The following is a 24,794-nucleotide window of genomic DNA, read 5'->3' as shown; positions in this document are numbered from 1 at the left end:
CACGGTGCTCGTGAAGGACGTGAAGAAAGCGCGGGTATGACCAACGAACCGTTCTCCGCGGCCGCGAGCCTCGATGAGCTGCTGACCCGGACGGAGCAGGCGCTGTCGGCGATGCGCTCCCGGCCCGCCGAGCACACCGACGGCGATGCGGAGGAGCTGCTCCGCGCCACCGGCACCGCGGCCGACGGGCTGGTGCGGGCCGTGGTCGTCCAGGGTGGGCGGTTGGAGTCCGTCGCCGTCGACCCGCGACTGTCGGCCGAGGGGATCGAGGCGGTCTGCGCACACGTCGTGGTGGCCGTCAACGCCGCCCTCGCCGACCTCGACACCCAGGTCAGCTCCTCGGCGCGGGCCGACGTGGACGCCCTGGCCGCCCGGCTCGGTGGGTTGCGGGAGCAGTCGAGGCGGCAGATGGAGATGTTCAGCCAGGCGATGGAGCACGCCGCCGCCCGGCTGGGCGGCGGCCGGACGGGCTGACCCGCGCCGGTCGGCGAAATGTCGGTGCCCCGGATCACAATCCCGGGATGGAGAAACCGCGGATCGTGACGGCCGAGGAGTGGCAGCGGGAACGCGACGAGCTGCTCAAGGCCGAGAAGGAAGCCACCCGGGCGCTGGACGCCCTCGCCGCGCGGCGTCGTCGTCTCCCGATGGTCAAGTTCGACAACGCGTACGTGTTCGACTCGCCCACCGGCCCGAAGACCCTGCTCGACCTCTTCGAGGCTCGGGACCAGCTCGTCGTCTACCAGTTCATGGACAGCGGCCCGGACCACTTCTGTCCGGGCTGCACGGCGTTCACCGACAACATCCCGTCCGGCGGCCCGGCGGCCCTGGCCCGGTACGGGGTGAGCTGGGCCACGGTGTCCAACATGCCGCTCGCGCAGATCGAGCCGTACCAGGAGCGCAAGGGGTGGACGGTGCCGTTCGTCTCCTCGCACGGCACGTCGTTCTCGGACGACTGCGGAGCGGGTGGGGGATTCATGCTCAGCGTGTTCCTGCGTGCCGGCGGGGACGTCTACCGCACCTACCACACCCAGGCGCGGGGGGTGGACCGGCTGCTGTTCATCAACAGCGTCCTCGACCTCACCCCGTACGGCCGGCAGGAGGACTGGGAGGACTCGCCGCCCGGCTGGCCCCAGCACCCCACCTACGGCTGACGCGGCGCAGCGGCCGGTCGTCGGGAGGACGACGACCGGCCGCTGCGTCTTCGATCAGCTCAGGGTGAGCGCGGTGTCGTCGACGACGAAGGAGGTCTGCAGGGAGCTGTCCTCCACGCCGCTGAACGAGATGGTCACGGTGGTGCCGGCCAGCGACGAGACGTCGAAGGAACGCAGGACGTAGCCGGTGGCGGCGTTCACGTTGGAGTACGTCGCCAGGGTGGTGCTGCCGGCCTTGACGGTCAGCCTGTCGTAGACCGTGCTGCCCGACTCCGCCGTGTCGATGTGCAGGTAGAAGGAGAGCGTGGCCCGGCATCCGGCCGGGATGCTCACCGACTGCGACAGGGTGTCGGTGTGGGTCGAGCCGTACCCGTCGAGCCACGCCTTGTACGAACCGCCGTGCGCGGGCTGGCTGGTCGAGTTGGTGATGACGCCCGAGGTGGCGCTCCAGCTCACCGCGCCGGACTCGAAGCCGGGGTTGGCCAGCTTCTGGCCGGAGCAGCTGCCGGTGGGCGGCGGGGTGGTGGTGCCGCTGCAGGTCGGGTCGCCGGACTGGGCCGGCACGCTCACCGCGTCCCAGGCGGACTTGACCGTGTTGAACTCGGTGCAGCTGGTCGGGTAGAGGTTCTTCGCCGCCTGCAGCGTCCAGGTGCGGTACTTCAGGTACGACGAGGACGAGGTCTTCAGCAGCATCGCGTTGTACATGATCTTCATGGCCTTCTGGATGCCGAGGCCGGTCACGGTGCTGCCGTTGCAGGTCGAGCTGGTCGGCTGGCCGTTGGTCGGGTTGCTGCCCACGGCCAGCAGGTAGAACCAGTGGTTGCCGGGGCCGGCTGCGGCGTGCACCTCGGTGCTGGGGATGCTGCTGGAGTAGCAGTTGGGGTCGCCCAGCGCCGACGGGTTGTACATGTTGCGGATCGGGCCGCTGCCGACCAGGTTGATCTTCTCGCCGACCAGGAAGTCGGGGGCGTCGTAGGTGGACGGCTCGTTGGCGAACCACTCGGTGGCCGCGCCGAAGGTGTCCGCGACGAACTCCTGCGTCCCGCTGCCGGAGATGCCGCCCGGCGTGTTGTCGTCGATGCCGTGGCCGATCTCGTGGGCCACCACGTCGAGCGAGCTGATCCACTGGCCCGAGGTGTTCTTGCCGATCTGCACCTGGGTGCCGTCGTAGTACGCGTTCTGGTCGTTCAGGCCGACCCGGATCGGCCAGGCGCCACCGCTGCCGTTCGCGCCGTTGCGGCCGAGCCACTGCGACAGCATCTTGTGCTCGGTCTGCGCGGCGAAGAGCGCGTCGACGCAGCCGGTCTCCTTGTTGGTGGCGGTGCCGTTGCCCCAGACGTCGTCGGAGCCGGAGAACGTCGTGTTGGTCGCGGCGTCCTGGCAGCTCTGGTTGGTGACGTTCGGGTCCTTCATGGAGTACGTGCTGCCGGAGAGGGTGGTGTTCAACGTGACCGGCCCGTTCCAGGCGCCGGTGCCGCTGCCGTGCACGATGCGCTCCTGCTTGCGCAGCACCTTGCCGGTGAGGGCGTCGACGTCCACGGTGAGCCGGCTCGGACCCTCGGCGTCGGTGCCCCGCAGAGTGGTCTCCCAGGCCAGTGCCGGCTTGCTGCCGAGGGTGTAGACGACGAGCGTGGTGCCCTCGACGGTGGTCACCGTCTTCAGCTGGGCGCGGGCGGTCCGCTCCGCGGTCGCGGACCGGAGCTTCGGCGTCGTGGCGAGGCTGCCGATGCTCTGCTGCTGGGCGACGGAGGCGTACTTGAGGTTTCCGGCGGAGTCGGTCGCCAGGACGAAGTCGCCGCCGGTGACCGGCAGGCCCTTGTAGGTGCGCTCGTAGGGCACGTACTGGGTGCCCTCGGAGGTGATGACGGGCTTCTGGACGAATGCCTCGTCGGAGCTGGCGTGCAGGTACTGCGGGCGGCTGGCGACCAGCGCGCTGGCCGAGCTGGCGGCGAGCGTGCGGGCCTGGGACGCGTCGGGGGCGGGGCTGGGCGGTGCGGCCTGTACGGCCGCGGCGGTGCCGGCGGCGATCAGACCGGCCGCGGCCGCGCCGGAGAGCGCGACGAGGCGGGGTGAGAGCTTCAAGGGGGTGTGCTCCTGTTCCTAGGCGGCGCGCGGGGCCCGGTAGGGACGCGCGCCGCGGTCCAGCTGCGGGGCGGGCGATGGAGGGTCTCCCGGGGGGCTGCCGGCGTTGCCCCGGATCGACGGACCGACCATCCCGAGCCGCCGGGGGCCCGGTGACTCGTGGCAGCACGATCACACGGGCAGCGGTGCAGATCAATGGGTGACCGGGGCAACCGCCTCCTTCCAGTCGCCTCGGCGACATCGGCAATTCAGAAAGCCATGATCTTCAATAGCGCCTGATCAGCCCTTATGTTCTCGGCGGCGAAGGAGGCCGCGCCCAACTTGCGGCTAATGCCGCTATCCACTGATGGCGCGTCTTGGTGTCGCGCGGAGGTGCCGATCGCCCCCGGCCCGTGCGGGCCGTCGGTCCGCGCTGAACGGACCATGATCATCCGCCGTACCGCCGGCCCTCCCGTCGTTCGGGTGATGTCACGACGGGGTTTCGCGCGGATGACAACGAGGTGCGCGAACGTCGGCCGGGAGCTCGCCACGCCGGCCTGGCCGGGCGGCGCCCCCGCCGTCGGGTCAGGACGCTTCGGCGAGGGCGCGGCCCAGCGCGGTGATCAGCGCCGACGGATCGACGGTGGCTGGGCGGTCGCTGACCTGACCGTCGCCGAGCTCGACCACCCGCCATCGTCCGTCGGCGTGCCGGGCCAGGTCCACCGTCACGAACGGCAGGCCGAGTGGGGCGACCAACGGGGCGAGGAAGCCGGAGTCGACCTCGTCCGTCGGGGCGGCGTCCGGGGTGTCCGGGTGCGGGCCGACGAGCGCGCAGCGGCCGTCGATCCACCAGGTGCGCACCTCGGCGCCGGTGAATCGCTCGAACCGGCGCAGCACGAAGCCGCCCGTGAAGTCGTCCTCGCGCAGCTCCAGGAGGCGGGTGGCGACGCGCCACGCGGCGTCGCCGTCGGCGAGGTCCGGGATGAACACCGCCTCGTGCCAGTGGTGCTTGGCCGATTTCGACCAGTCGCGCAGCACCGCCGACCCGCCGCCGAGCGCTCGCCGGGCGGCGTCGAACGCGGCTCGCCCCGCCCCGGTGGTCCAGACCGACTCGGGCGTGACGGTCCGTAACGCCTCGTACCATCCGGGCAGCTCGTGGGCCCGGCGATACCGCTCCGGCGTCGTCCGAAGCCGCACGTCCCGGGCGGCCAGGGCGTTCGCGAGGTCGGCGTACCGGTCGGCGCGCAGCATCCAGCCCCGGTAGACCGCGACCCCGGAGGGCCGTACGGCCGCCACCGCCCGGACCGGGTCATGACCGGAAGCGAGCAGGTCGTGGTCCACCAGGGCGATCGGGATTCCGGCGGCCCGGGCGGCCCCGGCCTCCGCGGCGAAGTGGTCGTCCGGGCGGCGCGGACGTAGCGGGTCGGCGGGGAACAGCAGCATCACTCGGCTCATGTTGCCGGATCGGCGCGACGGGTTTTGTCCTTTGTGGCGGCACCGGTGTGGCGGTCGGTGTCCGCCGCCCATGAGGGCTCCGACCCGGTGCCTCGCGGACGGTGGCGGGGGAGGGCGGAATCCCGCCCCTGGCACCACTTTCGTTGCCATAGCGCAAAGTAGATGCGGCATGGACGAAAGCTATGGACACCCTGTGCGGAAGTTAGTAGGGTCAGCACCGTCAATATGTTTCGCCGAGATGAACTACCGGCACGGTAGTTTTCGCCAGTGGCCCTTCAGGCGGCGCAACCCGCCCGGAGGCCATGACCGGCCAGGAATGGCCGTCCCCGGGTCAACGCCGCACCACGGCGACCCGGCGCGGGCACGCGCCGAGGCTCGACCGATGTCCGCCCGTACCCGACGAGACCCCTCAGCTCCGACGCGGAACCGCGTCCGATGCCGCGTGCGATCCGGCCCGCCGCCGACACCGGACCACCACCACTCCACACCGGACGACCGTGGCGAGCGGCCACGGCCGGGGATCCCGCGCGGCCAGGGAGGGGCCGCCGGGCAGCTTCGACCACTCCTGACATCGACGGGCCGACGCACGCTCCGCCCGGTGTTCCCCCGGACCGTGAGAGAGGCATCCATGAATCCACATCCACCGCGCGGCCGGCTCACCCTGAGCCGGCTCAGGAGGCCGCTGGCGACCATCGCCACGATGGTCCTCCTGCTGACCGCCGCCGTGGCTGCGTCCCCGGCGAACGCACGTCCGACCGATCCGGAACAGCCGGCGACGGCCGGGGCCACCGCGGCGTCGCAGCAACTGCAGGCCCAGGTCCTCACCTGGACCGCCGGTGACAACTTCCTGTCGTACCGGTCCGCGCCGACGACCGCCACGGCCGGACCGGCCACCCTCGTCTTCGAGAACAGCGCGGCCACCGGCAACACCACCGGCATGCAGCACACCCTCACCTTCGAGACCGGGAACCCCGCGTACAACAGCGATGTCGACGTGAACATCCTGGCCGACCCGTCGGACAGCAACGGGGGCCGGTGGACGGTCGACGTGGTCCTCACGGCCGGCACCTACCGGTACTTCTGCTCGATCCCCGGACACGGCGGCATGACCGGGCTCCTGGTCGTCACCGACGGAGGGTCGGACACCACAGCCCCGACGGTGACGGCCGCGGTCTCCGGGGAGAAGGACGCGACCGGCGCGTACGTGGGCAGCGCCACCGTGACCCTGTCGGCGACGGACACCGGTTCCGGGGTGTCCCGCGTCGAGTACGCCCTGGACGGCGGCGCGTACGGCACCTACTCGGCGCCGGTGACGGTGAACCAGCCCGGTCAGCACACGGTGTCGTACCGGGCGACGGACAAGGCGGGCAACACCTCGTCGGTGCAGTCGGTGTCGTTCACGGTGGTGCAGACGCCGCCGGCGGACACCACGCCGCCGACGGTGACGGCCGCGGTGACCGGGCAGAAGGACGCCGACGGCGCGTACGTGGGCAGCGCGACGGTGACCCTGTCGGCGACGGACACCGGCTCGGGCGTCGACCGGATCGAATACTCCCTCGATGGCGGCGCCTACGCGGCCTACTCGGCGCCGGTGACGGTCAACCAGCCGGGCCAGCACACGGTCAACTACCGGGCGACCGACAAGGCGGGCAACACGTCGTCGGCCCAGGCGGTCTCCTTCACGGTGGTGCAGACACCGCCCGCCGACACCACGCCCCCGACCGTGACCGCCGCGGTCTCCGGGGACCGGGATGCGACCGGCGCGTACGTGGGCAGCGCGACGGTGACCCTGTCGGCGACGGACAGCGGCTCGGGTGTGGACCGGATCGAGTACTCCCTCGACGGGCAGCCCTACGCCGGCTACTCGGCGCCCGTGGCGGTGAACCAGCCGGGTCAGCACACGGTCAGCTACCGGGCGACGGACAAGGCGGGTAACACCTCGTCGGCGCAGACGGTCTCCTTCACGGTGGTGCAGACGCCGCCGGCCGACACCACGCCGCCGACGGTGACGGCGGCGGTGACCGGGCAGAAGGACGCCAACGGCGCCTACATCGGCAGCGCGACGGTGACCCTGTCCGCGACCGACACCGGCTCGGGCGTGGACCGGATCGAGTACTCGCTCGACGGCGGCGCCTACGCCGCCTACTCCGCGCCGGTGACGGCGAACCAGCCGGGCCAGCACACGGTGTCGTACCGGGCGACCGACAAGGCGGGTAACACCTCGTCGGCCCAGTCCGTGTCGTTCACCGTGGTGCAGACGCCGCCTGCCGACACCACCCCGCCCACCGCCACCGCGACGGTGACCGGGCAGAAGGACGCCGACGGCGCGTACGTCGGCAGCGCGACGGTGACCCTGTCCGCGACGGACAGCGGCTCGGGCGTCGACCGGATCGAGTACTCCCTCGACGGGCAGCCCTACGGGGGCTACTCCGCGCCGGTGACGGTGAACCAGCCGGGTCAGCACACGGTCAGCTACCGGGCGACGGACAAGGCGGGTAACACCTCGTCGGCGCAGACGGTGTCGTTCACGGTGGTGCAGACGCCGCCGGCCGACACCACCCCGCCGACCGCGACCGCCGCCGTCTCCGGCCAGCTCGACGACGACGGCGCCTACCTGGGCAGCGCCACGGTGATGCTGTCGGCCGCCGACGCGGGCTCGGGCGTCGACCGGATCGAGTACTCCCTCGACGGCCAGCCCTACAGCCGGTACACGGCGCCGGTCACCGTGAACCAGCCCGGACAACACACCCTCAGCTACCGGGCCACCGACAAGGCCGGCAACACCTCGGGAACCGCGTCGGTCACGTTCACCGTGGTGGCGAGCGGCCCCGGGCCTGACTGCCCGGTCAAGGACACCCGCCCGACCGTGTGGCTCGGCACCGTGGACAGCGGCGTGCCAAACCGGATGGTCGAGGGCGACTGCACGATCAACAACGTCATCGAGGACGAGCGGAGCTGGCCGAACCACGGCGAGTTCGTCTCCTACGTGACGGCGGCCGCCGAGCACCTGCACCACCTGGGCGTCATCACCCACCTGGAGCACGGACGCCTGGTCAGCGCGGCGGCCCGCTCCGGCGTCGGCAAGCCGGACGAGAAGAACGGCTACCAGCCGCTGCTGGACAACACGGCCGCGTCCTTCGGCCGCTGGCAGCACGTCGGCGCGGGCGGCTTCACCCGCAACGCAGACGGGTCGATAAGCAGCCGGCCCGAGCCGGGGCTCGGCATGCTGTGGTTCCCGGTCAGCGCGTACGGCGATTTCTCGCTGAAGCTGCGGTGGCGCGACGACGCCCCCGGCGACGGTCGGGCCAACAGCGGGGTCTTCGTCCGGTTCCCGGACGTCCGCGCGCACCCCGACGAGCCGCGCCCGGAGTGGGTGGCCATCAAGTACGGCCACGAACTCCAGATCCTCGACCGGCCCGACGGCGACCAGTACAAGAGCGGATCGGTGTACGGCTTCGACCGGGTCGACCTGGCCGGCGCCCACGTCACCCCGAAGGGCACCTGGAACGACTACGAGATCCGGGTGGTCGGCCAGCACTACTCCGTCTTCCGCAACGGAGAGCTGATCAACGACTACGTGAACACCCCGGACGCGGTCTTCAGCCCGCCCCGGGCCGACGACCCCGGCGGGGCCGGACGGCAGAGCGCACGCGGATACATCGGCCTGCAGAACCACGGCACCGCCGACGTCATCAGCTTCCGCGACGTGCGGATCGCGCCGCTCTCCCCGTGCTGCCCGAACGGGTCGGCCTCCTCCGCCGCCAACTCGGCCACCTGCTGCTGATCGAGCGAAGGGAAACAACCATGGCAACGAACAGGATCGACCGCCGGGCGCTGCTGCGCGGGCTCGCCGGCTCCACCGTGGCGGTCACCGCCGCCGGCCTCACCGGAGCCCTGCCCGCCACGGCGGGGGACGACTCGAACGGTCACCTGATCCCGCGCGGCCACATGGGCATCCAGCTCTACAGCGTCCGGGACAAGATCGCGCAGGTCGGGTTCGCGGTGGTCTTCGAGGAGCTCTCCCGGATCGGGTACCGGGAGGTCGAGTTCGCCGGCTACACCCAGGGTTCCGTCGGCGCCATCACCCCGGACCAGATCCGGCAGCTGCTGGACGACAACGGGCTGAAGGCGGCGGGCAGCCACCGCGGGCTGAACGACTTCCGGACCAACCTGGAGTGGGAGCTCGAGGTCGCGGAGACCCTGGGCATGCCGGCCATCGGCACCGCCCAGGCGCCCACCGGCGACCGCACGATCGCCGGGTACCAGGCGGCCGCCGCGGAGTTCAACGCGTGGGGCGCCGCCGCCGCGGCCCGGAGCATCAAGCTCTACCAGCACAACCACACGATCGAGTTCAGCTTCGCGGTCGACCGCCCCGACGTGCGGCTGTACGACCTGTTCCTGGAGCTCACCGACCCGCGGTACGTGTACCTGGAGATGGACATCCTCTGGGCGTACGGCGGGGCGCGGAAGTACCCCGGCTTCCGCCCGGTCGACTACGTCAACGCCCAGCCGCACCGGTACCCGCTGTTCCATGTCAAGGACGGCGTCCCGCTGCCCGACCCCCAGCAGGGCAACTCCTACCTGGACGTCGAGTTCGGCGCCGGGGTCATCCCGTTCGCCGACTTCTTCGGCGAGCTGAAGGGCGGGGGCTGCTTCGAGTACCTGTGGGAGCAGGACTCCGGGCCGAACGCCCAGCCCAACCCGCCCGGGTCGCTCGGCGCCGCAGAGCGGAGCTACCAGCGCATGGTGGAGCTGCGGGGTGCCCGGTGAGCGCCTGGCGACTGGCGGAGACCGATCCGCTCCCGGAACCCGACGCGGCCCGGCCCGACCGTCCCCGCTCCGGGGCGCGGCGCCTGCTGGTCGTCGCGGCGGTGGTGCTGCTGACCCTGGTCGGGGCCGGCGGCCTCGCGGCCGCCGGCACGGGGATGTTCTCCGCCGAACGGCCCGAGGGCTGCGTCAAGCCGGACCGCAGCCTCCAGCTCTACGCGGTGGAGCTGCCGAAGGACGGCACGCAGATCCGGCTCGGCTACGGCCTCACCCCGGAGACGGCCTCCTACCCGGGGCCGACCATGGAGATGATGGAGGGGGAGTGCCTCGCCATCACCCTGCACAACCAGGTCTCCGCCGAGACGCTGGCGGCGCTGCGCACCAACCCGGCCCACCCGCTCGGCGTCTCGCTGCACGTGCACGGGGTGAAGTACACCCAGCAGTCCGACGGCACGGTGCAGAGCGAGTCGTTCGTCCCGCCGGGCGGGTCGCGCACGTACACCTGGTACGCCGCGCCGCGCAACAACAGGACCGGGGCGCAGGGCACGGCCGGTTACTGGTGGTACCACGACCACGTGGTGGGCGGGCCGCACGGTACGCAGGGCCTCTCGTCCGGCCTCTTCGGCGGGCTGGTCGTCCGCCGGCCGGGCGACCCGAAGCCGGACCGGACCTACGTGACCGCCTTCGGTGACCGGCAGAGCATCAACCTGCGCCGGGGCGAGGCCACCGACACCTGCGACGCGGCGAACCCGCAGCCCGGCCCGACCTGCCTGGTCGCCCGGAAGGGGGAGCGGGTCGAGTTCGTCGTCGTCGGCATCGGCAACGACATGCACACCTTCCACCTGCACGGGCACTCCTGGGCGGACACCCGGACGGGGATGGTGAGCAACGGCCAACCGTTCGCCGACTCCGTACCGATCATCGACAACAAGACGCTCGGCCCCGGCGACTCCTTCGGGGTCCAGGTGGTGGCCGGTGACTCGGTCGGACCGGGGCACTGGATGCTGCACTGCCACATGCAGTTCCACTCCGACGCCGGCATGTCGACGATGCTGCACGTCCTCGACGAGAACGGGCAGATGCCGCCGGGGATGGACCACCAGCACCCGGCCGTCGCCGACGCCGGCCAGCCGACCGGCGACAGCCAACCCGCCACCGACGGCGGAGCGCACCAGCACGGCTGACCACCCGTGCCCGCCGCGGTCACCGTGACCCGGGCGGCGTGGCTGCCGGCCCCCAGCGTCGAGGACCAGCAGCCACGCCCCCGACCCGACCGGCACCTCGGTCGCCACCACCCACCCCGTCATCCGGCCACCCAGCCTCACCCCGGATGACCGATCCGGAAAACCCATGTCCCTCAACACCAGAGGAGTCGAGATGGCTCAAGGACGCCATTTCCGGTTCTCCCGATGGGTCGGACGCCTTCGTTCCGACTCGACGGGATCCACCACACCGACACCGGTCGCCGGGACCGTCCCGCGGCGCGCGAAGGCGCCCCGCCGCGCCGGCGCCCTGGCCTCGAGCGCCGCGCTGGCGCTCGGCATGCTGACCCTGCCCGCCCAGGCCGTGAATCCGGCGCCCGCCGCGGCCGCGGCCGCCGCGGCCGTGAAGGTGCTGGTCTTCCACGGCCCGGTGGACAAGCAGGACGACCCGGTCGCCCGGGCGACCACGACGATCAGGGAACTCGGCGCCGAGCACGGCTTCACCGTCGACGACTCCGCCGACCCGGCGGTGTTCACCTTCGGCAACCTGGCCCGGTACCGCGCGGTGGTGTTCCTCTCCGCCAACGGGGTGACGCTCAACGACGCCCAGGAAGCGGCCTTCCAGGCGTACGTCAAGGGCGGCGGCGGTTTCGTCGGCGTCCACGACGCCGCGCGGGCCCAGCCGGAGTCCTCCTGGTTCACCGGTCTGATCGGCACCCGTCCGGCCGCCGGCCTGCCGAACGCCGAGAAGCCGGTCTCGGCCACGGCGAGCGCCGAGAACCCGCCGAACGAGACCGCCGCGAAGGCGATCGACGGGTCGACGGGCACCAAATGGCTGACGTTCTCCCCGACCGGGTGGCTCGCGGCCAAGCTGGCCAAGCCGGTCGTGGTGTCCCGCTACGCGCTCACCTCGGCCAACGACTTCCCCGGCCGGGACCCGAAGAACTGGACCCTGCAGGGCTCCCAGGACGGCACCACCTGGACCGACCTGGACACCCGGACCGGGGAGACCTTCCCGCAGCGGTTCCAGACCCGGCAGTTCAGCTTCGCCAACAGCACGGCGTACCAGCACTACCGGCTGAACATCACCGCGAACAGCGGGGAGCCGCTGATCCAGCTGGCCGAGCTGTGGCTGATCGGACCCGACGCCGGCCCTGCCCCGGACAGCACGGTGCAGCGGGCCGTCGTCGACGTCACCGACCGGCAGCACCCGGCCAACAAGGGGTTGCCGCTGACCTGGACCCGCTCCGACCAGTGGATCAACTGGGACCCGAGCCCGACCGGCAAGGTCCACACCATCGCCCAGGTCGAGGAGGGCACCTACAACGCGGGGCTGAGCGGCAACGGGGCGTTCCACCCGATCTCCTGGTGCCAGGACTACGACGGCGGCCGGTCGTTCTACACCGGCATGGGGCGCACCGAGGAGAGCTGGAGCGGCGACAAGCAGTTCCAGGGCCACCTGGCCGGCGCGATCAAGTGGACGACCGGCATGGTCCGCGGCGACTGCCAGGCGACCATCGCCTCGAACTACCGGATCGAGCGGCTCACCGCCGCCAACCAGCCGGGGCAGCTCGACCAGATCGGTGAGCCGCACGGTCTGACCATCGCGCCCGACGGCGCGGTGTACTACATCGGCAAGGCGGCCTGCCCGACCGGGCCGATCGCCAGCTGGGACGACCCGAAGGTCGGCCTCGGCTGCGGCACGATCCACCGGTGGGACCCGAAGACCAAGCAGGCCAAGCTGCTGACCACGCTCCCCGTGATGGGCAACCGGGGCAGCGGCAGTGAGCTGGTGAAGAACGAGGAGGGCCTGGTCGGCATCACCCTCGACCCGAAGTTCGCCCAGAACGGCTGGGTCTACGCCTACTGGATGCCCCACGAGTCCATCGACCGGGACCGGCGGATCGGCCAGCGGACCGTTTCCCGGTTCACCTACGACGCCGCGAAGCAGACCATCGACCAGGCCACCCGCAAGGACCTGCTGCACTGGGACACCCAGATCCACAGCTGCTGCCACGCCGGCGGCGGGATGACCTTCGACGAGAGCGGCGACCTCTACATCGGTAGCGGCGACAGCAACTCCTCCGGCGGGTCCAGCGGCTACTCCGGCAACAACTGGACCCAGGAGTACCAGGGCACCTCGTTCCAGGACGCCCGGCGTACCTCCGGCAACACCAACGACCTCAACGGCAAGATCCTCCGCATCCACCCGGAGGCGGACGGCAGCTACACGATCCCGTCGGGCAACCTGTTCACCGGCAAGGAGGAGGGCGGCGGCAAGACGCGCCCGGAGATCTACGTGATGGGCGTGCGCAACATCGCCCGGATCGCCTGGGACCCGGTCAACCACTGGCTGACCGCCGCCTGGGTCGGCCCCGACGCCGGCGGCCCCAGCCCGGACCTCGGACCGGCGAAGTACGAGACCGCCACGATCATCACCTCGGCGGGCAACCAGGGCTGGCCGTACTGCATGGGCAACCGGCAGCCCTACCGGGACCGGAGCAACACCGACGCGAACGTGCTGACCGGCTGGTACGACTGCGACAACCTGAAGAACGAGTCGCCGCGCAACACCGGTCTGGTCAACATCCCGCCGGCCCGGGACAACATGATCTGGTACTCACCGCAGGGCGGTGGCCCGGTCTTCCCGAAGCGCACCGACGGCAGCGGGCTGCCCACGTACGTGCAGGGCGAGGAGAATTTCACCCAGCCGTACCTCAAGGGCGGCGGCCAGGCCATCATGAACGGCCCGACCTACCAGCGCGAGAAGGTGGACACCGACAGCGGTGTCGCCTGGCCGGCGTACTGGGACAACAAGTGGTTCATCGGTGACGAGTCCAACGCCAACAACCGGGTCGCCGTCACCGTCGACCCCGCCAAGGTCGAGGACCATGGCCCGCCGGCCTTCGCCGAGGACCTGCGCCAGATCATCCGGTCCGGCAGCGGCGCCACCCAGCTCCAGTCCTGGATGGACGCCAAGTTCGGCCCGGACGGCGCGCTCTACATGCTGGACTACGCCGGTGGCTTCTTCAGCCTGCACTCGAACCAGAAGCTGATCCGCGTCGCCTACCAGGGTGGTCCGGCGACGCCGCGGCCGAGCGACGCCATGGCCCGGGCCGTGGCGCAGAGCAACCCGAGGACGATCGCGTTCTCCGGCGCCCGCGTCGGCGGTGTGGCCTGGGAGTGGAACTTCGGTGACGGCAGCGCGCCGTCGCACGAGGCGAACCCGACGCACACCTACGCGGACTACGGCACCTACCAGGCCACGCTCAAGGTGACCTACGCCGACGGCGAGGTGGCCACCGCGAAGATCCAGGTGTTCGCCGGCTGCGCCGCGCCGGACGCCCGCAAGACGGTCCGGATGCTCGACACCGACACCGGGGTGACCAACCACGAGGTCGGCGGCGACTGCACCATCAACGACCTGATCGACGACGAGCGCGGCTGGCCGAACCACGGCCAGTTCGTCAGCCACGTCGCCGACGTGGTCAACCAGCTCCGCGCCGACGGCGTCGTGGACAACCGGGAGGCCACCAAGCTGAACACCGCGTCCGCCCAGTCGGAGATCGGCAAGATCCCCGGCTACCGGTCACTCTTCGACGGCACGGCGGAGTCGCTCGCCGACTGGCGGCAGGCGCCCGGCGGGTCGTTCGCGCTGCGACCCGACGGGTCGATCCGCAGCTCCGGCGGGCTCGGCATGCTCTGGTACGCCAAGGACGACTTCGCCGACTTCTCGCTGCGGATGCAGTTCCGGGACGTCTCCGCCGACGGCGTGTACGCCAACAGCGGCGTCTTCACCCGGTTCCCGGATCCGCGGACCCCGCTGGACCAGCGGCCGGCCGGCAGCTGCGGCACGGTCGGGTCGGCCCGGACGTCGCAGGCCTGGGTGGCGATCTACTGCGGCCACGAGATCCAGATCTACGACGGGCCCACCGGCGAGCCGCAGAAGACCGGGTCGATCTACAACTTCGATCCGAGCGGGCTGGACCAGGCCGGGGTGACCCCGAAGGGCCAGTGGAACGACTACGAGGTCCGGGTGGTCGGGCAGCACTACACGATCATCCGCAACGGCGTGGTGATCAACGAGTTCGACAACACGCCCGGCAAGGCGTCGTCCCGCCAGGGCGACCCGCCCACCGACCTGCGCCAGTTCCTCAGCGGGTTCGTCGGGTTGCAGAACCACGGAACCAACGACCTGATCGAATTCCGCGACGTACGGGTGCGGGAGCTGTAGTCGCACCGGTGCCGGGCACGGGGTCACCCCCCGTGCCCGGCACCCGCGTGTCCGGCTCAGCCCGCGCCGGTGCCCGTGGCTGTGCGGACTCGGGCCTGTGGTCGGGGTCGAAGGCGCCGTCGGACTTCGCCTGGACCTCGAACGTGCCGTCCTGGGTCTGGCCCTGGTCGTCCCGGAAGTGGATCATGCAGATCCGGTCCGGGCCGGGGCCGACGTCCGGGACCTTGGGGCCGCCGCAGTGGCAGGTTGCGCTGCGCCTGCCCGATCGCCTCCCGGCCGCACACCGGTGCGCAGCCCTGCTCGGTGACGATCGCGCTGAGCGGGAACGAGGCGGCGACCGGCCCGGAGAGCAGCGGCACGGTGCCGGGTACCGGGCGTGCGCCCCGTACCCGGCACCGTGCCGGATTCCGCTACCCGGCGGGCAGCACGGCGCTGCCCTTCCGGAAGTTCTGGCCGGTGCCGTCAGCGCGGTAGTTGTTCTCCACGTTGCCGGCCGCATCCACCGAGAACCAGTGGATCCCGGTCCCGGCGGGCACGCTCAGCGTCTCCCCGCCCTCCCGGATGCCGGCGGAGGCGTACAGCGTGGACGAGTAGGTCGGTGCGCCGCCGTCGAGAGTGTAGAAGACCGCTGCCGGTTCGCTCACCGTGAAGGTCACGTCCACCATGCCGGGCGTGGTGCTCGGGTTCACTGACAGGCCGCTGTTCGGCCGCAGGTGGTCGGTGTCGAAGTCCCGGGCCACCCGCAGCAGCTCGACGAGGCCGTTGGCGAACTCCATCGTCTCCTGGTGCGCCTCGTCCCACGCAGGCTGGAACGAGGTGCCGACCTCGAAGTTCCAGGCGTAGATGCCGTACTTGTACCAGAGCATGTCGCCGGAGTTCCCCGCCGCCGAGTACAGCACGTCCGAGATCGGGCCGGTCCGCGCCGGCGTCACCGCCATGTTGCGGTGCCGCTTGATCGCGGTGAGGATCCGGGAGGATGCCCCCCAGAAGAACGACTCCTCGGCGAGGGTCGGTCGTGGCGCCGAGAGCCGGCCCGGGGTGGCGTACGCCCCCGGCGACCACATGAAGTAGTTGCCGGAGGAGTGCAGGTTCATGGAGAACCTGATGTTCCGGTGCTGGGCCAGCCAGTCGAGATTCCTGTTCTCCGGCTCGGACAGCTCGCTGGGCCCGGCGTAGGTGTCGCCGGTGCAGCTGCTGGACGCGCCCGAGTAACCGTCGAACAGGCTGTACTCGGAATAGTTGCGGTTGTTGTCCACCCCCCACGAGTTGCGCGCCAGGGCGTCGGCCGCCCCGGTCAGCGGACAGTGGTTCGTCATGTTCCGGCGCTGCGAGGCGAAGTCGTAGAACGAGTAGTGGCCGCCGTCCGGGTTGATCGACGGGGCGATCCAGATGTCCAGGTTGTTGAGCAGCTGCTTGGTCCGGCCGTCGTGGCCGTAGTTGCGCAGCAGCCGCTCGGCGGTCTCGACGGCGACCAGCGGCGGCACCCATTCGCGGGCGTGCTCCTGGGCGTAGGCGAGGACACCCATCCTGGACCCGTCGCGGTGCTTGCCGATCCGGATCGCGTACATCGGGTGGGGGTCGCGGGAGACGCTCGCGGGAGCGCGCAGGCCGTCGGTCAGCATGGTGCGCGCGGTGGGCGCCACCACGCCGGTGCCTGCGTTGCCGCGATAGGTGTACGCCCTGACCAGTGATCCGGCGTTGGCGTTCAGCGCCGCGACGACCTCGGCGGCGGTGCTGGTCACCGTGCCGCCAGCGTTCGTCGCCAGGCTGACCCGGACGTCCCTGCCCGCCACGGTCACCGCCAGCGGCTGGTTCGCGGCGCCCGGGCCGACCAGCTCGACGGAGATGTCGTTGCCGCCCTGATGCCCCCAGGCCAGCGAGTCGATCCCGACCCGACTCGCGTTCGCCGTGCCGAGCACCGCCTGCGCCTTGCGGCGGTAGCCGTTGGTCTTGTAGGGCAGCTCGACGATCTCGGCCAGGTCCGGGAACTCGGCGGCGAGCTGGTGGATCCGCGCGTACAGCTCGGTCGGCGTCAGGTAGCTGGAGATGAAGTCCTTCTGGTAGCCCGGGCCCTCCGGGTCGTCGGCCGGGATCGGCAACCACTCCTTGACCTGGGCGACGGCTGTCCCGCCGGTCGGGCTGGTGATTCGGATCCGGTCGGGGCGGGTCGTCACCGCCGCCGCGCCCCGGTGGTACAGGTAGACGCCGGCGTCCACGAAGCGGGAGATCGTCTGGGTGCCACCCGAGCCGAGCTCCGTGTCGGGGCCGCTGTCCCGGACCACCGTGAGCGTGCTGGTCGAGGTCTGGCCCTGGGCCCACTTCGCCTCGACCGACAGGATCTGGCTGGTGCCGGAGGTGTAGTAGTCGGCACGGATGATCCTGACGTCGGAGGCGTCCGAGGTTTCCAGGGCCGCGGTGAAGGCCTGGTTCTCCGCCTTGTGCGCGGCGATGATCGCCTCGCGCTCCTCGACCCGGTCGGCGGAGTCGGTGGCCCGGAAGACGACGTCGCCGAGCCGGTAGCCCCGGGCGCGCAGGGCTGCGGCCTCGCTCGGGGTGACCACCGCGTGGACGACGAGGCCCTGCTCGGTGCGGGAGGCGTGGTGGTCGAGGTCGACGCCGGTGGCGACGAGAGCGTCCAACTCGTTGCGGTCGGCGAGCAGGACCTCCACCACGCTCGCCTCCTCATCGGGGAGCCGGTTCAGTTCGGCGCTCCCGCCGACCCCGTCGACGGATGGTGTGACGGCGGCGGCCGGACTGACCAGAAGCACGGCGGAGACGGCCGCGATCGCGACGACGGGTGCCCGCCAGCGGCGGTCACCGAAGCTCGGCATTCGCATCGTTGCCCCTTCTGTTCGTCGGTACGGAAACTGTGGGCCTCGACGGTCGGCGGAATCGACGTCCCGGTGCTCCGGACGCCCGGCGCGACCAAACGGATGAGGGGTGACGAAATCGATGACCGGCACCGGTGCGGCGAACGGCAACCCGGTGTCAGGAATTGACATCGGTGGGCGTCTGGATGGACGACTGGCCGGCGGGTTGGCCAATCCTGAACTCACGTGGCGCGCTCTGTCAATGACGGGCGGCGATCGTACGACAGGCGTAGGAGACGACGGCGGGCATCTTCCACAGGTGTCCGATGACCCGGCCGCGCGTCGATTCGTAGGTTCGGTGCGACCGTCGCGGCGGTCGCCCCTGTCGTCCATGCCGACGGGGCCGTACCCGCTGGTCGACGGCCGGTGCGGGGAGGAGGAGCACGCAAATGCGAAGCGGAAGACATGCCTGGCGGGCCTCGGTGGTGGCCCTGGCGGTCGTGGTCACCGGCCTGCCGGCGACCGGCGCGCTGGCTCAGCCGGGCGCCGACGAGCGGCCCGGGTTGGTGATCGAAAGCGGTGTCACCCAACCGGTGTTCGGATATGCCGACGCGGTCCGGGAACGGATCTTCGTCACTTCCGACGTCGACACGGACGGCGACGGCGCGCGCGATGTCGTGGCCATGGACATCATGCGCCCGAGAGCCAGCGAGAACGGACTCAAGGTTCCCGTGGTGATGGATGCCAGCCCGTACTACTCGACGGTTTGCCGGGGCAACGAGAGCGAATGCAAAGCCGACGTCGACGGGGACGGGCTGAACGACAAATGGCCGCTCTTCTACGACAACTACTTCGTCCCGCGCGGCTACGCGGTGATCCTGCTCGACATGATCGGCACCAACAACTCGACCGGATGCCCGGTCACCGGCGGCCGGGCCGACAACATCAGCGCCCCGACGGCGATCGACTGGCTCAACGGGCGTCGGCCCGGGTTCGACGCCGCCGGCCGGGAGGTCGTGGCCGACTGGCACAACGGCCGCACCGGCATGATCGGCAAGTCGTACGACGGCACCCTGGCCAACGCCGCCGCGGCCAGCGGGGTGGACGGGCTGACCACCATCGTGCCGATCTCGGCCATCTCGAGCTGGTACGACTACTCCCGGAGCAACGGCCTGGTCACCCGGGCGAACAACTACTCGGGCAGCCTCGCCAACACGGTCACCAACCCGGCCCGCCGGGCGTACTGCGCGCCGGTGCGGGCGGCCCTCGGGCAGGGCGGCGACGACGTCACCGGGGACTACAACGACTTCTGGGCGGAGCGCGACTACGTGCCGCACGCCGACCGGGTCCGGGCCAGCGTCTTCGTGGCGCACGGGATCAACGACGACAACGTCCGGCCGGACCACTTCAGCAAGTGGTGGGCCGCGCTGGGCGAACAGGGCGTGCCGCGCAAGCTCTGGCTGACCGGCACCGGCCACGTGGACCCGTTCGACTTCCGCCGCGCCGCGTGGGTCGACACCCTGCACCGCTGGCTCGACCACTGGCTCCAGGGCATCGACAACGGGATCATGCGGGAACCCGTTGTCGACATCGAGCGGGCGCCGGACGTCTGGGAGACGGCCCACACCTGGCCGCTGCCGGACACCCAGCCGACCCAGGTGTTCCTCCAGGCGCCGGCCACCGGGAACGCCGGCGGGCTGTCCGTCCGGTCCGGTCCCGGCGACGCGTCGGCGACCTTCCAGGACACCCCCACGATGACCCAGACCAACGCCATCCGGCACCCGTCGGATCCGTTGGCCAACACCGAGAACCGGCTCGTGTTCCTATCCGCGCCGCTGAAGGCGCCCCTGCACATCTCGGGCACCCCGATCGTGCGGATCAACGCCTCCGTCGACGGCGAGGACACCAGCTTCGCCGGGCTGCTCGTCGACTACGGCACCCGCCAGCGCTTCAGCACCTCCGGTGACGGCATCCGGACGCTGACCGAGGAGGACTGCTGGGGCGAGCCGGCCGACTGGGGTGGCTTCGCCGAGAACGCCTGCTACCGCAAGACGGAGAAGACCGTCGCCAGCAACCCGCAGGAGCTGGTGACCAAGGGCATCATCGACGGCCTCAACCTCGACTCGCCGTCGGTGTCGACGCCGCTGGTGCCCGGGCAGAAGGCCGCGGTGGACCTGAACCTGCTCCCCGAGGACTACGTCTTCGACGCCGGCCACCAGATCGGTGTGGTCCTGCTCGGCTCATACTCCGGCTACAGCAGCCGGGCCAAGCAGAACCGGGCCCACATCACCGTCCACTTCGACCGCAGCCGGATCACCCTGCCGGTCGTCGGTGGCCGGACGGCGGCGGTGGCGGCCGGCCTGTAGGAGGCGCGGGGCGGGGCGCCCGGCACCGGCGCCCTGCCCCGTCCGGCCGCGACGCCGGCTACCGCCCCGGCTGGTACCGGCCGGTCAGGCGCCCGAGCTTCAGGGCCAGGTGCAGGCAGAGCCGCTCGTTGCCGTCCTTCAGGTCGGTGTCGGCGAGCAGCTCCACCCGCTGCAACCGGTAGTACAGCGTCGTCCGGTGCAACCGCAGGCGTTCCGCGGTGGCGTGGGCGTTGCCAGCCAGGTCGAGGTAGGCCTCCAGGGTCTCGAGCAGCACCTGCTGGGCCTCGTCGTCCAGCAGCCGGCCCAGCCCGGGGTGCACCCGCGCGGCGTCCAGCTGGCGGGCGTCCACACCGGACAGCAGACGGTAGATGCCCAGCTCGGACCAGGCGACGAGCGGGCCCAGGGCCGGCAGTTGGACACCCACCCGGGCCGCCTGGAACGCCTCCTGGTACGACAGGACGCTGTCGTACAGGCGCGGTCGGGAGTCGCCGATCCCGAGGACCGTGCGGGCCACCGACGCCAGTCCCCGGGTGGCCGCGCGCAGGGCCCGGTCGAGGTGCGCGGCGGCGTCCCCCGCCGCCACCCGGCCGGTGGTCCGCCCGCCGCAGAGCAGCAGCACCCCGTGGTCGTGCCGGACCAGGTGCAGCGTCTCGCGGGAGCCGACCCACTGCCGGGTGGCGACGAGGGCGTGCTCCAGGGCGATCCGAGCCGCGTCGTCGAGCACCTCGTCCGGGGCCACGACGACCTGCGCGACCAGGGCGGTGACCTGGCCGTCGCGGGCCACCACGCCGTCGGTCAGCAGCGACCGGACGGCCTCGCACCGAGCCTCCGGGGACTCGACGAGGAGCGTCCGGGTCGCCTCCGCCTCCCGCTGCGAGGTCAGCTCGCCGAGCAGGTTCTCCCGGTAGAGGGCCAGCGACAGGTCCGGCATCGCCTCGGTCACCACCGAGATGTCGTCGTCGGTCATCCCGTCGGCCGCGTCGATGAACCACACGAAGCCCAGCAGCAGGTCCTGGTGCCGGATCGGCACGCACACCCGGGGCAGCAGGTCCAGTTCGGGACAGGCCGCGGTGCGTACCGGCTGACGCGCCTCCATGATCCCGATCTCCCGCGCCCAGGCGATCACCTCCGGGGTGGTGTGCCGGCGCAGGATCGAGCTGCGGCGTACCCCGTCGATCACCCCGGTGTGCTCGCTGTAGACGACGACCCGCTGGCGTCGGTCCTCGATCAACGCCGGCCGCTTGACGCGCGCCGCGACCCGGTCGACGATGCGTTGCAGTTCCACGCGCATGCGCTCCCCCCGGACCGGCCCGGTCCCGACGCGGTCTCCGCGCGGCCCGGGCCGGGAGTGTGCTGGTAGGACCGTTGGCTTACCTTCCGATGATGTTGGCGAACGCGCAATCCCCCGTGCCGGCACCGCGACAGCCGTAGCCGCTCCGCTCCGGACGGTTCCGGCATCTGTCGGAAGACCCCAGCCGGCGACGCCCCTAACGTGTGCGGGTGCCGGCCCGAGGGGCCAGAGCGGGCGTCCCGTCTCGGGTACGCCGCGCGAACGGAGGGTCCGAGAAGGGAACACCGTCGTGGCCGCAACCAGGCCCTGGCAGGGCGTCATCGTCGCCGTTCCCACGCCGTTCCGGGCCGATCTCGCGGTCGACTACGACCGGCTCCAGGAGCACGTCCGGTGGCTCACCGACGAGGGCTGCCAGGGCGTCACGCCGTGCGGCCCGCTGGGGGAGTACCGGGCCCTGTCCGACGGCGAGCGCGCCGACGTGGTCCGCGCCGCCGTCGAGGCGGCGCCGAACGGCTGCGCGGTGGTGCCGGGTGTCGGCGGGTACGGCAGCCGGCAGTCCCGGCGCTGGGCCGAGCAGGCGCAGGCCGCAGGGGCGCAGGCGGTGCTCGCGCCGCCGCCGGTCGGGTACCCGGCCGGCGCCGCCGAGGTGGTCGCCCACTACCGCGAGGTGGCCGCGGTCGGGCTGCCGGTGGTGGTGTCCGGCGATCCGGTCGAGACCATGGTGGACCTGACCCCGGAGCTGCTCGCCCGCGTCGCCGAGATCGACGGCGTCGTGGCGGCGCGGGCGGACGACGTACGCCGGCTGCACCGGGTCCGCGACCTGTGTCCCCACCTCGACGTGCTGGTCGGGGCCGACGGCGTGCTGTTGGAGCTGACCGCGTGCGGCGCGACCGGGTGGATCGGGCACGGCCCCAACGCCCTGCCCCGGCTCTGCCTGCGCCTGCACCGGCTCTGCGCGGCCCGCGACCTGGCGGCGGCGCTGCCGCTGTACGCGCAGCTGCACCCCCTGCTCAGCTGGGACGCCCGCACCGAGGTGGTCCAGGCCGTGAAGCTGGCGATGGGGCTGGTCGGCCGGTACGGCGGGCCGTGCCGGCCGCCCCGCGGCGCGTTGCCGCCGGAGACCGAGGAGCGGCTGTGCCGGGACCTGCGGCGGGCGGTGCGGGCCGCCGCCGGCGGGTAGCCGCGCTCACGGACGGCGTCCTGCACGTGTCGGAAGTCGCCAGTCCACCTGCCGACATCTGCACGGTGACCGCTCCGCCGGCCGGCTCCTAGATTCGGGATCGGGCGTGATCATGCGGGGCGGCGAGCGCCTGCCCCGGATCGCCCCGCCCCCTCCGCCCCGACATGAGAGGTGACTCAATGCACCTTCTGTCCACCAGACGTGCGGTGTGGCGCTCGGTGCTGGCCGCCGCGGTCGCCACCGTGCTGGTCGCGGCCGGGTCGGCCGGGCCGGCCTCCGCCGCGCCGGGCGATCCGCCGGACGGGATCGTCCCCTTCCAGGTGCTCGACCCGCAGCGCTGGCAGAACCCCGACACCATGACCTGGGACAACTACGTCCCGGTCCCCAACCGTGACTGGGCCGACCCGACCGTGCGCGGCTCGATGCGCAACTTCAAGATCGCCCTGGTCACGCTGGACTACGTGGACCAGCCGTTCGTCATCACCCAGCCGGCCGGCTCCTCGGTCTTCGGCAATCCACAGGCGAGCGCGGCGAACGTGCCACGCGACCGGGTCGCGCCGTTCTACACCGAGTTCCTGAACAAGCCCAACGACCTGAACAAGGGCCACACCCTGCACGAGTACTGGATGCAGGACTCCAACGGCCGGTACGGCGTGGACCTCACCGGCTTCGGCCCCTACGAGATGCCGTCGAAGTCGTACCAGTACGGCATCGACAACGGCTTCAACCCCGGCGCCTGCCCGTCGGGTGAGACGTGCGGCCGGAACATCCGTACCGACGGACTGGGCGCCTGGCGTGCGGCGGTCGGCGACGCGGTGGCCAACTCCTTCGAGCTGGTCTTCATCCTCTCGGCCGGCCAGGACGAGTCCTCGACCTGGCAGGAGTTCGGCCAGATGATGTTCCAGACCAAGGAGGACGTGCCGGACGCGTGGGGCCCGCCGGACCCCAGCCTGCCCAACTACGCGAAGACCCGGTACGTCGAGTGGACGTCCTGGAAGGCGGCTTCCACCATCTGGCCGAACGCGGGCGGTGGTTCGTCGACGCAGGCGGAGAGCTCCGGCATGGGTGTCTACGCGCACGAGCTGAGCCACCTGCTGAGCATCGGGGACAACTACAACAACCCGTACGGCATCCCGTTGCGCCGCGCGTACACCGGGATCTGGAGCATGATGTCGCGCGGCTCGTTCAACGGTCCGGGCGGCCCGCACACCCGGTGGCAGATCCCACCGGTCAACGGTGGCTCGATGGGTTCGCTGCACACCGTGCGGGACAAGCTGAAGATCGGCCTGCTCGGCGAGGAACACGTGCTCCGGCTGTCGCGGGAGGCACTCGCCTCCTCCGGCATGGTGGTCGCCGACGTCACCGCCCGTGCGGTGGACGCTGGTCCGAACGGGCTCACCGGCATCAACATCGCGATGAACCAGGACCGGTCCCCGTCGTGCAGCGTCACCACCGACCCGCTCTGCGACGGTGGCCGGTACAACAACTACACCGTCGAGGTCGTGGACCGGATGGGTGCGGACTCGTTCACCCCGGACAGCGGTGTGCTGATCAGCAAGACCAAGAACGCGGACAGCGCCCCGTTCGTGTGGGTCGTCGACGCCAACCCGCAGGACATCGACATGGTCGACTTCTACCAGCCGAACGGCACTCCGCAGAAGATCACCATGGGTGACTACCGGCAGTTGTCGGACGCGCTGTTCCACGCCGGGGCCAACTCCGGCAGCGAGTACGAGTACGTGGACGAGGCCAACCGCCTGCACTTCTACGTGCTCAACCTCCGTCGGGACGGCGACGGGACGCTGTCGTACACCGTGGCGGCCCGGTCCCTGGACGGGGCCGGCCCGAGCGAGCACGGCGTGGCGCTCTCGAAGGGCTCCGTGGCTACCTGGGGCGAGCCGGCCGGCAAGGGTGTGACCTGCTCGTTCGACCTGACCAACACCGGCAGGTACGTCGCGGGCGAGCCGCAGCACCCGGAGGACGTCAGCGCGTACCTGACGTCCGACGTGTACCGCCTCTCGGCGACCGTCGCCGGCGAGGGATGGCGGGTGGAACTGCCGAACGAGTTGGCCACGGCCGAGTTCGGCGACGCCACCAAGGTCAACGTCTCGGTCGGCGCCACCGCCACCGCGACGGCGACGACCCTCGTGCAGCTCACCGCGACGTCGGAGAGCGACCCGAGCAAGACCGTGACCAGCCAGTGCCGGGTCGAACGCCCCCGGGCACTGATCAGCTGACCGCGTCACGGCCCGGGGCGGTGGGGTGCACCGCGCCCCC

General features: G+C 71.4%; 13 protein-coding genes. 9 read left to right on the top strand and 4 right to left on the bottom strand.

The annotated features are described in order from the left end of the window. Positions 1-36 precede the first annotated feature (36 nt). Positions 37-474: a YbaB/EbfC family nucleoid-associated protein gene (locus tag ACTWO6_RS19745; RefSeq protein ID WP_446215312.1), complete on the top strand. Its 438-nt coding sequence runs from the start codon at positions 37-39 to the stop codon at positions 472-474. Positions 475-521: 47 nt separating this feature from the next. Next, entirely contained in the window at positions 522-1,151 is a 630-nt protein-coding gene (locus ACTWO6_RS19740) for a DUF899 domain-containing protein (RefSeq protein ID WP_446215311.1), read from the top strand. A gap of 54 nt (positions 1,152-1,205) precedes the next feature. Here ACTWO6_RS19740 and ACTWO6_RS19735 read toward each other — a convergent pair whose 3' ends face one another. Beyond that, positions 1,206-3,233: a M4 family metallopeptidase gene (locus tag ACTWO6_RS19735; protein ID WP_446215310.1), complete on the bottom strand. Its 2,028-nt coding sequence runs from the start codon at positions 3,231-3,233 to the stop codon at positions 1,206-1,208. 564 nt (positions 3,234-3,797) lie between these two features. Next, entirely contained in the window at positions 3,798-4,655 is an 858-nt protein-coding gene (locus ACTWO6_RS19730) for an ATP-grasp domain-containing protein (protein ID WP_446220704.1), read from the bottom strand. Positions 4,656-5,295: 640 nt separating this feature from the next. Here ACTWO6_RS19730 and ACTWO6_RS19725 point away from each other — a divergent pair. The 4 genes from ACTWO6_RS19725 (at position 5,296) to ACTWO6_RS19710 (ending at position 14,870) form a co-directional block, all read left to right on the top strand. Beyond that, positions 5,296-8,451, top strand: a complete 3,156-nt coding sequence (locus ACTWO6_RS19725; RefSeq protein WP_446215309.1) for an OmpL47-type beta-barrel domain-containing protein — start codon at positions 5,296-5,298, stop codon at positions 8,449-8,451. 20 nt (positions 8,452-8,471) lie between these two features. Continuing rightward, positions 8,472-9,437: a sugar phosphate isomerase/epimerase family protein gene (locus ACTWO6_RS19720; protein WP_446215308.1), complete on the top strand. Its 966-nt coding sequence runs from the start codon at positions 8,472-8,474 to the stop codon at positions 9,435-9,437. Then, positions 9,434-10,618: a multicopper oxidase domain-containing protein gene (locus ACTWO6_RS19715; RefSeq protein ID WP_446215307.1), complete on the top strand. Its 1,185-nt coding sequence runs from the start codon at positions 9,434-9,436 to the stop codon at positions 10,616-10,618. The genes ACTWO6_RS19720 and ACTWO6_RS19715 overlap by 4 nt, the downstream gene beginning before the upstream one ends. Before the next feature lie 193 nt (positions 10,619-10,811). After that, a complete protein-coding gene (locus ACTWO6_RS19710) occupies positions 10,812-14,870 on the top strand; it encodes a ThuA domain-containing protein (RefSeq protein ID WP_446215306.1) in 4,059 nt (1,352 codons plus the stop codon). 410 nt (positions 14,871-15,280) lie between these two features. Here the strand turns inward: ACTWO6_RS19710 and ACTWO6_RS19705 are convergent, their stop codons facing one another. Beyond that, entirely contained in the window at positions 15,281-17,707 is a 2,427-nt protein-coding gene (locus tag ACTWO6_RS19705; protein ID WP_446215305.1) for a M14 family metallopeptidase, read from the bottom strand. Between the two features lie 422 nt (positions 17,708-18,129). Between ACTWO6_RS19705 and ACTWO6_RS19700 the strand changes: the two genes are divergently transcribed. Next, entirely contained in the window at positions 18,130-20,046 is a 1,917-nt protein-coding gene (locus tag ACTWO6_RS19700) for a Xaa-Pro dipeptidyl-peptidase (RefSeq protein ID WP_446215304.1), read from the top strand. Positions 20,047-20,104: 58 nt separating this feature from the next. Here the strand turns inward: ACTWO6_RS19700 and ACTWO6_RS19695 are convergent, their stop codons facing one another. Further along, positions 20,105-21,331 carry a PucR family transcriptional regulator gene (locus tag ACTWO6_RS19695; RefSeq protein ID WP_446215303.1) on the bottom strand — a complete coding sequence of 409 codons (1,227 nt, stop codon included), beginning with the start codon at positions 21,329-21,331 and terminating at the stop codon, positions 20,105-20,107. 295 nt (positions 21,332-21,626) lie between these two features. Between ACTWO6_RS19695 and ACTWO6_RS19690 the strand changes: the two genes are divergently transcribed. Continuing rightward, positions 21,627-22,517 carry a dihydrodipicolinate synthase family protein gene (locus ACTWO6_RS19690; protein WP_446215302.1) on the top strand — a complete coding sequence of 297 codons (891 nt, stop codon included), beginning with the start codon at positions 21,627-21,629 and terminating at the stop codon, positions 22,515-22,517. Positions 22,518-22,696: 179 nt separating this feature from the next. Further along, entirely contained in the window at positions 22,697-24,754 is a 2,058-nt protein-coding gene (locus tag ACTWO6_RS19685; protein ID WP_446215301.1) for a M6 family metalloprotease domain-containing protein, read from the top strand. Positions 24,755-24,794: the final 40 nt, after the last annotated feature.

This window comes from Micromonospora sp. IBHARD004, from assembly GCF_052814115.1.
Note: the sequence above shows the minus strand (reverse complement) of the source record. Positions and strands in the feature narration are given on the sequence as shown.

Coding starts and splice junctions, on each gene's coding strand:
- ACTWO6_RS19700 (WP_446215304.1), top strand. CDS start 18,130: ATGCGAAGCGGAAGACATGCCTGGCGGGCCTCGGTGGTGGCCCTGGCG.
- ACTWO6_RS19745 (WP_446215312.1), top strand. CDS start 37: ATGACCAACGAACCGTTCTCCGCGGCCGCGAGCCTCGATGAGCTGCTG.
- ACTWO6_RS19710 (WP_446215306.1), top strand. CDS start 10,812: ATGGCTCAAGGACGCCATTTCCGGTTCTCCCGATGGGTCGGACGCCTT.
- ACTWO6_RS19740 (WP_446215311.1), top strand. CDS start 522: ATGGAGAAACCGCGGATCGTGACGGCCGAGGAGTGGCAGCGGGAACGC.
- ACTWO6_RS19730 (WP_446220704.1), bottom strand. CDS start 4,655: ATGCTGCTGTTCCCCGCCGACCCGCTACGTCCGCGCCGCCCGGACGAC.
- ACTWO6_RS19720 (WP_446215308.1), top strand. CDS start 8,472: ATGGCAACGAACAGGATCGACCGCCGGGCGCTGCTGCGCGGGCTCGCC.
- ACTWO6_RS19705 (WP_446215305.1), bottom strand. CDS start 17,707: ATGCGAATGCCGAGCTTCGGTGACCGCCGCTGGCGGGCACCCGTCGTC.
- ACTWO6_RS19725 (WP_446215309.1), top strand. CDS start 5,296: ATGAATCCACATCCACCGCGCGGCCGGCTCACCCTGAGCCGGCTCAGG.
- ACTWO6_RS19685 (WP_446215301.1), top strand. CDS start 22,697: ATGCACCTTCTGTCCACCAGACGTGCGGTGTGGCGCTCGGTGCTGGCC.